Annotated in this window: 13 protein-coding genes; 7 read left to right on the top strand and 6 right to left on the bottom strand. The window is 68.9% G+C overall.

Going from position 1 to position 10508, the window contains the following annotated elements; translation table 11 throughout:
* The 3 genes from V7Q39_RS15500 to V7Q39_RS15490 all read left to right on the top strand — a co-directional run.
* The coding region (locus V7Q39_RS15500) for a DUF1194 domain-containing protein (protein WP_333817511.1) at positions 1–447 on the top strand (447 nt) is incomplete at its 5' end.
* A gap of 115 nt (positions 448–562) precedes the next feature.
* Positions 563–985: a L,D-transpeptidase gene (locus V7Q39_RS15495; RefSeq protein WP_333817510.1), complete on the top strand. Its 423-nt coding sequence runs from the start codon at positions 563–565 to the stop codon at positions 983–985.
* A gap of 68 nt (positions 986–1053) precedes the next feature.
* The gene (locus tag V7Q39_RS15490) at positions 1054–1839 is read left to right on the top strand and encodes an inositol monophosphatase family protein (protein WP_333817509.1); all 786 of its coding nucleotides are present in this window, start codon (positions 1054–1056) and stop codon (positions 1837–1839) included.
* A 54-nt stretch (positions 1840–1893) separates the two neighbouring features.
* Here the strand turns inward: V7Q39_RS15490 and V7Q39_RS15485 are convergent, their stop codons facing one another.
* Positions 1894–2799, bottom strand: coding sequence for a LysR family transcriptional regulator (locus V7Q39_RS15485; RefSeq protein ID WP_333817508.1), 906 nt, complete (start codon positions 2797–2799; stop codon positions 1894–1896).
* Positions 2800–2886: 87 nt separating this feature from the next.
* Between V7Q39_RS15485 and metF the strand changes: the two genes are divergently transcribed.
* The 4 genes from metF (at position 2887) to V7Q39_RS15465 (ending at position 6817) form a co-directional block, all read left to right on the top strand.
* On the top strand, positions 2887–3753 hold the full coding sequence (gene metF, locus V7Q39_RS15480) for a methylenetetrahydrofolate reductase [NAD(P)H] (RefSeq protein WP_333817507.1): 867 nt from the start codon (positions 2887–2889) through the stop codon (positions 3751–3753).
* A gap of 147 nt (positions 3754–3900) precedes the next feature.
* A complete protein-coding gene (gene aroQ / locus V7Q39_RS15475) occupies positions 3901–4341 on the top strand; it encodes a type II 3-dehydroquinate dehydratase (protein WP_333817506.1) in 441 nt (146 codons plus the stop codon).
* Positions 4338–5756 carry an AMP-binding protein gene (locus tag V7Q39_RS15470; protein ID WP_333817505.1) on the top strand — a complete coding sequence of 473 codons (1419 nt, stop codon included), beginning with the start codon at positions 4338–4340 and terminating at the stop codon, positions 5754–5756. The genes aroQ and V7Q39_RS15470 overlap by 4 nt, the downstream gene beginning before the upstream one ends.
* A complete protein-coding gene (locus V7Q39_RS15465) occupies positions 5744–6817 on the top strand; it encodes a thiolase family protein (RefSeq protein WP_333817504.1) in 1074 nt (357 codons plus the stop codon). Before V7Q39_RS15470 ends, V7Q39_RS15465 begins: the two co-directional genes overlap by 13 nt.
* Here the strand turns inward: V7Q39_RS15465 and V7Q39_RS15460 are convergent.
* The 5 genes from V7Q39_RS15460 to V7Q39_RS15440 all read right to left on the bottom strand — a co-directional run bounded on the left by V7Q39_RS15460 (position 6806) and on the right by V7Q39_RS15440 (position 10504).
* Entirely contained in the window at positions 6806–7348 is a 543-nt protein-coding gene (locus tag V7Q39_RS15460) for a biotin transporter BioY (RefSeq protein WP_333817503.1), read from the bottom strand. The genes V7Q39_RS15465 and V7Q39_RS15460 overlap by 12 nt on opposite strands.
* A 25-nt stretch (positions 7349–7373) precedes the next feature.
* Positions 7374–7970 (bottom strand): energy-coupling factor transporter transmembrane component T family protein, encoded by a 597-nt coding sequence (locus V7Q39_RS15455; protein WP_333817502.1) that lies wholly within the window; start codon positions 7968–7970, stop codon positions 7374–7376.
* Positions 7945–8703, bottom strand: a complete 759-nt coding sequence (locus V7Q39_RS15450; protein ID WP_333817501.1) for an energy-coupling factor ABC transporter ATP-binding protein — start codon at positions 8701–8703, stop codon at positions 7945–7947. Before V7Q39_RS15450 ends, V7Q39_RS15455 begins: the two co-directional genes overlap by 26 nt.
* A 121-nt stretch (positions 8704–8824) precedes the next feature.
* Entirely contained in the window at positions 8825–9085 is a 261-nt protein-coding gene (locus V7Q39_RS15445) for a glycine zipper 2TM domain-containing protein (RefSeq protein WP_333817500.1), read from the bottom strand.
* A 141-nt stretch (positions 9086–9226) separates the two neighbouring features.
* Complete coding sequence (locus V7Q39_RS15440; protein ID WP_333817512.1) at positions 9227–10504, bottom strand: 4-aminobutyrate--2-oxoglutarate transaminase; 1278 nt, start codon at positions 10502–10504, stop codon at positions 9227–9229.
* Positions 10505–10508 lie beyond the last annotated feature (4 nt).

Below are 10508 nucleotides of genomic sequence, written 5' to 3'. Positions count from 1 at the left end.
CAGCCCTGGGTGATCCTCGACAGCCCCGAGGCGCTGGACGCCGCGATCTGGGCGGTCCGCCGCACTCCTCGCCCCGAGGCGCCGCTGGCGACGGCTCTGGGCGATGCGCTCAGCTACGGGCTGGCGCTGATGGGCGAGGCCCCCGACTGCGACCGCCGGGTGATCGACGTGGCGGGCGATGGCCGCAACAACGACGGCATCTCCGTCGCGCGCACCTACGAGCGCGAGGATTTCACCGGCATCACGGTGAACGGTCTCGCGGTGGGCGAGCACGAGGCCGACATCGTCGATTATTACCAGGGCGAGGTGATCCGCGGCCCCGGTGCCTTCGTCGAACTCGCCCCCCGGCAGACCGACTATCCCGAGGTCATCCGCCGCAAGCTGCTGCGTGAACTGGAAGGGCCGATGATCGGCGCGCTGCCACAGCCCGATCCGGCCAGCGGCTGACCCAAACCCGCCAAGATTAAGGTAAACCCGACCGGATTTTCGCCGGTTTTCCGTTGACTACTGCGCCCAAGCGGGAATGCTGCCCGTGATTGATGCACATATTCGGAGGTTTGCCATGCGCCGCCATTTTGCCGCGCTTCTCATGGGCCTGATCCTGCTGCCGGGGGCCGCGCTGGCCGAACGGGTCGTCGCCCATGTTTCCATCGCCGCGCAGGAGATGCGGGTCTACCACGAGGGGCGGCTGCTCTACACTTGGCCCGTCTCCACCGCCAAGGCCGGAAAGATCACCCCCGCGGGGACCTATTCGCCGGAATTCCTGTCACGGAACCACCGCTCCAAGCGCTACAACAACGCGCCGATGCCCTTCGCCATCTTCTACAGCGGCAACTATGCCATCCACGGCACCGACCAGATCAAGCGCCTGGGCAAGCCCGCCAGCCACGGCTGCGTCCGGCTCGACCCGAAGAACGCGAAGATCCTGTTCGAGATGGTCAAGGCCGAGGGGATGGAGAACACCCGCGTGGTGATCGTCCAGTAGCCCGCCCCCTTCCTTTCCCGGTTCCGACCCGCTATAGCGCCGGGCTTGAAATGCTGCGGGAGCGGACAATGCAGGGCTCGGCCAACCTCAACCTGATGATCAAGGCCGCGCGCAAGGCGGGGCGTTCGCTGGTCAAGGATTTCCGCGAGGTGGAGAACCTTCAGGTCTCGACCAAGGGGCCGGGGGATTTCGTCTCGAAAGCCGACCGCGAGGCGGAGCGGCTGATCAAGGAGGAACTCCTCGGCGGCCGTCCCACCTATGGCTGGATCGGCGAGGAAACCGGCGCGACCGCCGGGGCCGACCCGACCCGCCGCTGGATCGTCGATCCCCTGGACGGAACCACGAACTTCCTGCACGGGATGCCGCATTGGGCGGTCTCGATCGCGCTGGAGCACAAGGGCGAGATCGTCTCGGCGGTGGTCTACGACCCCGCCAAGGACGAGATGTTCTGGGCCGAGAAGGGCGCGGGCTGCTGGCTGAACGATAACCGCCGTCTCCGCGTCTCGGGCCGCCGGGCGCTGCACGAGGCGGTTTTCGCCACGGGCGTGCCCTTCGGCGCGAAGTCGACGCTGCCCGCGATGCTGAAGGACCTCGGGCGCCTGATGCCCGCCTGCGCCGGGGTGCGCCGTTGGGGCGCCGCCTCGCTGGACCTGGCCTATGTCGCGGCGGGCCGCTTCGACGGCTATTGGGAACGGGAACTCAGCGTCTGGGATATCGCGGCGGGCGTGCTGCTGGTGAAGGAAGCCGGCGGTCTCGTCGAAGGCCTGCGCGAGGGGGCCAATCCCCTGGACGGCGCGCTGATCGCGGCGAACGACGCGCTGTTCAAGACGATGGCCGACACGATCCGCGGATAGCGCTCATCGGTGAGGTCGTCCCTCCTCGCCGGGAGGAAGTCGAACGAGGAGGTGTCATCCCCGCTGCAGCTTCACCGGCTCCGACCGCGCCAGCCGCAGGAAATGCGCGATATAGGGCTTGGCCGCGTCCTCTTCCCGCGTCGCCGCATACATCCGCTTCGTCACCACGTCCGGCCCAAGGGGTCGCGTGATGTAGTCGGCATTCGTCTTCACTTCACGCATCACCCAGTCCGGCAGCACCGCCACCCCCCGGTTCGAGCCCACCAGCATCAGGATCACCGCCGTCAGCTCTGCCGTCCGTTGTGCGCGGGGCTCCACCTTGGCGGGGGTCAGCACCTCGCTGAAGATGTCCAGCTTGTCGCGGCTGACCGGATAGGTGATCAGCACCTGGTCGCGGAAGTCCTCCGCCGTGATGAAATCCTTGCTCGCCAAGGGGTTCTGCGCCGATCCGACGAAGGTCGGGTGATAGTCGAACAAGGGGTTGAACACGATCCCCGGCGGCGGCTCCCGGTCCGAGGAAATCACCAGATCCACATCCTCGCGGTTCAGCGCGGGCAGCGCCTCGAAGGCCAGCCCCGCCCGGATGTCCACATCGATCTCGGGCCAGGCATGGCGGAACAGCTCCAGCACCGGGAACAGCCAGTCGAAACAGGCATGGCATTCGATGGCGATGTGCAGCCGCCCGGTCCGCCCGGCCCGAAGTGCGCGGAACTCCTCCTCCATCGCGTCGATCTCCGGCAGGATGCGTTCGGCCGCCCGCAGCATCCGCAGCCCCGCCGCCGACAGGCGCATCGGCTTCGACCGGCGCACGAACAGCTCCATCCCGGCCTGATCCTCCAGCCCCTTCACCTGATGGCTCAGCGCCGACTGCGTCATGTTCAGCATGTCCGCCGCCCGCGCCAGCCCTCCGGCCTGCTGGATCGCCCGGATCGTCCGCAGGTGGCGCAGCTCAACGTACATGAATGGGCCTCATGAAGATCGTGAAAACTATGAATTGGTCTCACATGCCGCGATCTGCCACAAGGGGGCCAGTGAAGGAGACCCCGCATGACCTCGCCCCGCATCAGCTTTGAATTCTTCCCGCCGCAGTCGCTGGACGCCTCGTTCCGCCTGTGGGAAACGGTGCAGGCGCTGGCCCCGATGCAACCGGAATTCGTCTCCGTCACCTATGGCGCGGGCGGCACCACCCGGACCCTCACTCATGATGCGGTCGCAACCATCCATCGCAACTACGGGCTGAAGGTGGCCGCGCATCTGACCTGCGTCGATGCCACCCGGACCGAGACGCTGGCCATCGCCGAATCCTATGCCGCCGCCGGTGTGACCGAGATCGTGGCGCTGCGCGGCGATGCCCCGCAAGGCGCGCAGCGCTTCGTGCCGCACCCCCTCGGCTTCGCCAATTCGGTGGAACTGGTGGAGAAGCTGGCGAAGACCGGCAGGTTCAAGATCCGCGTCGGCGCTTACCCCGAGCCGCACCCCGATGCCGCCGACAGCGCCGCCGATGTGACCTGGCTCAAGCGCAAGATCGACGCGGGGGCCTCCAGCGCCATCACCCAGTTCTTCTTCGATGCCAACACCTTCTTCCGCTTCCGCGATGCCTGCGCCAAAGCCGGGATCACCGCCCCGATCATCCCCGGTATCCTGCCGATCACCTCATGGGAGGGCGCGAAGAAATTCGCCCGCCGCTGCGGGACCAGCGTTCCGCAGAAGCTGGACGACGCCTTCGCCACCGCCGCACGCGACGGGCGAGAGGACCTGCTGGCGCTGACCCAATGCACCGCGCTTTGCGACAGGCTGATCCAGGGCGGGGTGGAGGATCTGCACTTCTACACCCTGAACCGCCCGCAGCTGACCCGCGAGGTCGTCCGCGCCCTTGGCATCCTTCCCGAGGTGGTGCTGGAGAAAGTGGCCTGAGATCAACCCTTCCGGGGGTGAACGATGTCTCCCTGGGCGGCTTTCCAACCTGTTCCGACAGGTTCCCGGAAAGCCGCCAATTTTTTTGCCCGTTGCCCGCAGGGTCATATCGGCTAATCTCACGCGAACCTTGCCTGCGGGACCCCGATGCCGAAGCTCGTCACCTTACTCAACGGCCCCAACCTGAATCTCCTCGGCCTGCGTCAGCCCGAAATCTACGGGCGCGAGACGCTGGACGATGTGGTGGCCCGCACCGCCGACCTGGCCGAGGAACTTGGCCTGACCGTCCGCGCCCTGCAATCGAACCACGAGGGTCAGTTGATCGACTGGATCCATGAGGCGCGCGGCAGCTCGGCGGGGATCATCATCAACCCCGGCGCCTATTCGCATACCTCGATCGCCATCCTCGACGCGCTCCACGCCTATGACGGCCCGGTGATCGAGGTGCATATCTCGAACATCCACAAGCGCGAATCCTTCCGGCATCACTCCTATGTCTCCGCCCGCGCCGACGGCGTGATCGCCGGCTGCGGAACAGACGGCTACCTGCTGGCGCTCCGCCGGATCGCCTCGCTCCTCAAGGCATGAGCGACAGCTTCCGCTGGCACCCCGAGGCCCGGTTGTTCGATGGCGCGGGGGCCGAGGTGGTGCGGCGGGCAAACCCGACTGCCTTTGCCAAAGGCGCCCCATCCCCTCGCCATGAAGCCAGAAGTATCGCTCATGCCCCGCAGGCCGGTATGAGCCTCTCCCTCTCCCTCGTGGGGAGGGCCGGGGAGGGCAGCCGCTTGCCCCCTTCGTCGGGAGAAACGACTGAGGGCGCAATCCTCCCCGACACCCCTTCAGGCCTCGCCGCCGCCATCGGCCACCCCGCCTTCCGCATCGGTGCCCCCGACCAGCCGCCGCCCGCAGCGCATGACCTGCCGATCCTCGAAACCCTCACCTCCGGCTCCACCGGCCAGCCGCGCCGCATCCGCCGCACGCAAGCCTCCTGGACCGCCGGCTTCGCCGTCAACGCCGGCCTCGGCATCGGCCCCGGCGCCCGCATCGCCGTGCTCGGCCGCCTGGTCCATTCGCTCTCGCTCTATGGCGCCATCGAAGGCCTGCATCTCGGCGCAGAGGTCCACCTCCTCGCCGACCTCCGCCCGGACCGCCAGCGCAAGGCCCTGGCGCAGCGCCGCATCACCCACCTGTACGCCACCCCCGCGCAACTGCGCCTGATCCTCGGCCCCGGCTCCCTCCCCGACCTCCGCCTCATCCTCGCCGGCGGTTCCAAGCTCGACCCCGCTCTCCGGGCCGCCCTCGCCAGCCTCGCACCGCAGGCCAAGGTCCGCGAGTTCTACGGCGCCGCCGAAACCAGCTTCATCACGCTGGCCGACGAGACCACGCCCGAAACCTCGGTCGGCCGTCCCTATCCCGGCGTGGACCTGCGCCTCGATCCGACCGGAGAAGTCTGGGTCAAAAGCCCCTACCTCTTCCTCGGCTATGCCGACCCTTCTGACTTTCACATTTGCCCAAATATCCCCGCCGGAGGCTCTTCACCCGAGCCGGTTGCGCGCCCTTCGCGCGCAGAGGCGAGAGAAAAGGCTTGCGCGCCAGCGCTCGATTCCCGTCCCCCCGCAACCCGCTGGCGCGACGGCTGGCTTTCCGTGGGCGAGATCGGCGAGATGAAAGACGGCTTCCTTTACCTGAAGGGCCGCGCGGGCCGCATGGTCACCATCGCCGACCAGAATGTCTTCCCCGAGGAAATCGAGGCGCTGCTTCACACGCTTCCCGGCATCATCCGCGCCGCCGTCCTGCCCGTCCCGGACCCGAAGCGCGGCCACAGCCTGATCGCCCTCCTCCAAGGCGACGCGGCGCAGGAGGCCGCCATCCTGACCGCCCTGCGAACCCGGCTCGGCCCGCTCAAATCTCCCAGGTCGCTGGTCTGGCGAGAGGACTGGCCCACGCTCCCCTCCGGGAAGACCGACCTCAAGGCGCTGGAGGCCTCGCTGTGGCGCGCCTGATCGCCGCCCGCCGCACCGCCGTCGTGCCCCGGGGCGGCGCCTTCGCCCGGCTTTCCCTCGAAGATCTCGCCGCCCCCGTCCTCATCGCCTGCCTCGCCGATGCCGGGGTCGAGCCCGCCCGTGTCGATGAGGTCATCCTCTCCAACGCCCTTGGGCTTGGCGGCAACCCCGCCCGCCGGGTGGCGCTGGCCGCTGGCCTGCACGAAACCGTCGCGGGCCTGACCACCGACCGGCAATGCGCGGGCGGCCTCGACGCCATCCTGCTGGCCAAGGCCCTGGTCGATTCCGGCGCCGCCGAGGTTGTCCTCGCCGGGGGCGTCGAAAGCTACTCCCGCCGCCCGCTACGCCTGAAAACCGACCCCGACGGCGGCCCGCCCGTGCCCTATGAACAGGCCCCTTTCACTCCCTGGCCCGACCGCGACCCCGATATGGCGCAGGCGGCCGAGGCCCTTGCACAGCGCCTCGCCATCCCCCGCGAAAGGCAAGAGGCCTGGGCCATCGAAAGCCACGCCAAGGCGCTTGCCGCCGACCTGACGTCCGAGATCGTCCCCCTCGACGGCACCACGCGCGACGCCTTTCCGCGCGCGCTGTCTTCGAAACTCCTCGCCCGCGCCCCGGTCCTTGCGGGCAGCATCACCGCGGCGACGGCTGCGGTCGCGGCGGATGCGGCGGCGGTCTGCCTTGTCGTCTCGGACCGCATCGCGCAGGGCAGGGGGCTGGCCCTCCTCGCCGGGGCGACATTGGGCGGAAACCCGGAAGAACCCGGCCTCGCCCCTGTCGCCGCGATCCGCCGCATCTGGGACGGTTCGCCCCTCCGTCAGGCCGAGGTCATGGAGGCCTATGCCGTCCAGGCCCTCGCCGTGATCGACGGGGCGGGGCTCGACCCGGCCTATGTCAACCCCGCGGGCGGCGGTCTGGCGCGGGGTCACCCCATCGGCGCCTCCGGGGCGATCCTGGCCGTCCGTCTCTTCCATGGGCTGACACAGGGCAGGGGCCTCGCCGCCATCGCGGCGGCGGGGGGCATCGGGACGGCGCTGCTGGTGGACCGTTCAGGCCCGTGACAGCAGCGAGGCGGGGCGCATCCGCGACAGGCTCTGCGTCACCAGACCGGCGATCCCTGCCTTGATCACATCGCCCGGCAGGAAGGCGAAGGCCAGGAAGGCCGCTTCCGACAGGCTCTTGCCCAGGACCAGCGCCATCCCGGCGATGCCGAAGACATACATCACGCCGATACCGCCGATGACCGAGGCCGCCGTCGCCGCCACCGCGGGCGACAGGGTCGTGCGCTCCATCACCCAGCCGGCCACGAAGGCCGCGACGGGAAAGCCGACCAGGAAGCCGACCGACGGCCCGGCAAAGACCCCGATCCCCCCCCGCCCGCCGGACAGAAGCGGCAACCCGGCCGCGACCAGCGCGAGGAACAGAAGCACCGCCAGTGCCCCGCGCCGGGCGCCCAGCACCGTGCCGCACAGCATGATCCCCAGCGATTGCGCCGTGATCGGCACGCCCCCGGCAAGGTCGATCTTCGGGATCAGCCCCAGAACCGCGATCAGCGCGGCGAAAAGGGCGATATGCGTCAGGTTGCGTTCCATCGGGTCCCCCGGTTGCTTCCGCCCTTTAACCAGCCCCGCCCCGCGCCCGCAAGGCCTCGGCCACCCGGTCCGCATCCTCCAGCGCCGCCAGCGTCGCAGGCACCATCACCCGCCACCGGGGCGGGCGGGGGGAACGCGCCGACCAGGATTGCCGGATGTGCCCCATCCGCTCCAGCATCACCGGAATGAAGCGGATCACCAGCGCGAAGGCCAGCGCCAGCCGCCGCGGCGGCAGGATCGGTGCCAGCGGCCGCGCCAGCCGCTCGAACACCGCCAGCATGTCCGAAAGCCGCGTCGTCATGGTGACGAAATTCGCCAGCCCCACCGCGGCCACCATCCGCAACAGCACCACCGCCCCGCCCCGGACATCCCCGGTCCACAGATGCCAGGCCCCGACGATCACGACGAAGGGCCAGAGCGGCCAGAGGAGTTTCAGGCCCGCCAGGGCAAACCACTTTCCTCCCGACAGATACAAGGCCGCCGTCCCCGCCAGCGCTGCCGCCAGCAGCCAGGGCGCAGCCATCAGGAACAGCCCCGTCGTCGCCCCCGCCAGCGCCCCCAGCTTCAGCCCGGCAGGCAGCCGATGCGCCCAGGTTTCAACCGGCGAGGTCAGCGTCAGCATCGCGCGCTCCGATCCGGGCCATCTCGGCGCTGAAGGCGGGGATCACCTCATCCGGAGGCCCGTCCGCCACGATCCGCCCCGCTTCCAGCCACAGCACCCGGTCCGCCTCCCGCAGCACCGCCGGGTCGTGGGTGATCGTCACCAGCCGCTGCGGCAGGGCGGCGAAGCGCCGCGCCAGCCGGGCCTGTGTCGGCAGGTCCAGCCCCGCCAGCGGCTCGTCCAGAAGGATCGTCTGCGGCTCCATCAGCAGCACCGCCAGAAGGCAAAGGTAGTGTCGCTGCCCCTGGCTCAGCGTCGAGACCGGGGCCTTCGCCCAATGCGCCCGCCCCTCCGCCGCCAGCAACTCCGCCACCCGGCCCGCCGCGTCCGCCGCAGCCAGGCCCTGCTGCAGCAGCCCGAAGGCCAGCTCCTCCTCGACCGTCGGGAACAGGATCTGGTGGTCGGGGTTCTGGAACAGGATGCCAAGCGCGGCCAGCGTGGCCTTCCGGTCGCGGAACGGGTCCACCCCATCCACCCGCACCGTCCCGCGATCCGGGGCGATCAGCCCCGCGATCAGCCGAAGCAGCGTCGTCTTGCCCGACCCATTCCGCCCCAGCACCCCGATCCGGCCTTCCGTCAGCCGCAGCGACAGCCCGTCCAGCACGACACGCCCACCCAGCCGGACGCTGGCAGAGGCAAGGTCGATTCCAGGGGAAAGCTTGTGGGAAGGCTTGGGCGGGGAAAGCTCGGGCATCGGCGGCCTGCTGGCGGATTGCCCGTCCTTCTAGCCGCTTCCCCCCCCGCACGGAAGGGGCCGCGCCCCGCAGGGGCGCGAAGACCCCGGCCCGCACAGGCGGACCGGGGCAGGGGTGCTATTAGCAGTTGGCGATGTATTTCTGGCCGTACTGGTCGCGGTAGTAGCACTTGCCCGATTGCTGCGCGGGGCCGATCAGTTGCGAGGCGACAACGCCGACCGCCGCGCCCGCGATGGCGCCCTTGGTGCGGTCGGAATCCGACGAGATCGCCGCCCCCACCGCTGCGCCGCCAAGCCCGCCGATGGCCGCATTCTGCTCGGCCGGCGTGCAAGCCGCGATCGGCAGGGCCAGAAGGGGAAGGGCCAGAAGATAACGTTTCATGGGTCTGCTCCAGGTTGTGATTCTGCTGACGGACAGTAGCTGTCTAACCCCCGCTTGGGGCCGGGAAAAGGCGTGATGGGCGGAATTCGACCGATCCGTTGCTGCGCGTATAACGCCGGACCGGCCATCAGGTTCCCGACCCTAGCCCTGCCGCGCTGCCGCAACCGAGGCTTCCAGGATATCCATCGCCTCCGCGAAATGCGCATCCGGGATGGTGATCGGCGCCAGGAAGCGCACCACATTGCCATAGACCCCGCAGGTCAGAAGAAGAAGGCCGCGCTTCAGCGCCTCGGTCCGCACCCGCCCGGTGAAGCCCGCATCGGGTTCCTTCGTCGCCGGATTGGCGAATTCCACCGCCACCATGAAGCCCGGCCCCCGGATGTCCACGATCTCGGGCGCCGTCGCCCGGATCGCCTCCAGCCGCTGTTTCAGGCGCGAACCCAGCTCGTTCGCCCGCGCGCACAGGTCCTCTTCCTCGATCACGTCCAGAACCGCGTTCGCCGCGGCGATTCCCAGCGGGTTCCCGGCATAGGTGCCGCCCAGGCCGCCCGGATTGGCCGCATCCATCAACTCGGCCTTGCCCGTCACCGCCGCCAGCGGCAGCCCGCCCGCCAGGCCCTTGGCCATCGTCGTCAGGTCGGCGGCCACCCCGTGGCTCTCCATCGCGAACAGATGCCCCGTCCGTGCGAAGCCCGTCTGCACCTCGTCGGCGATCATCACGATGCCGTGCTGGTCGCAGAGCGCGCGGATCGCCTTCACCAGATCGGTCGGCGCCGGATAGAATCCGCCCTCACCCTGCACCGGCTCGAAGATGATCGCGGCCACGCGGGCCGGGTCGAGGTCGGCCTTGAACAGCTTCTCGATCCCCGCCATCGCGTCCTTGGTCGAGATCCCGTGCACATCCATCGGGAAGGGCACGTGATAGACGTCGGGCATCATCGACCCGAAGCCCTTCTTGTAGGGCTCGACCTTGCCGGTCAGGCTCATCCCCATGAAGGTCCGGCCATGGAAGCCGCCGCCGAAGGCGATGACCGCATTCCGCCCCGTGGCGATGCGGGCGATCTTGATCGCGTTCTCGCAGGCCTCGGCTCCGGTGGTCACGAAGATCGTCTTCTTCTTCCACGACCCCGGCACCTTGTCGTTCAGGCGCTCCGCCAGACGGATGTAGTTCTCGTAGGGCATCACCTGATGGCAGGTATGGGTGAACTTCGTCATCTGGTTCGCCACCGCCGCCATGATCTTCGGGTGGCAATGCCCGGTGTTCACCACCGCGATCCCGGCAGCAAAGTCGATGTAGCGATTGCCCTCGATATCCCAGACCTCGGAATTCAGCGCCTTGTCGGCGTAGATCTGGGTCATCATCCCCACCCCGCGCGAGATGGCTTCGTCGCGGCGCTTGGCAACTTCGGCGTTCAGCATGGTC

This window comes from Tabrizicola sp. (assembly GCF_036781545.1).
GTDB lineage: Bacteria > Pseudomonadota > Alphaproteobacteria > Rhodobacterales > Rhodobacteraceae > Tabrizicola.
Note: the sequence above shows the minus strand (reverse complement) of the source record. Positions and strands in the feature narration are given on the sequence as shown.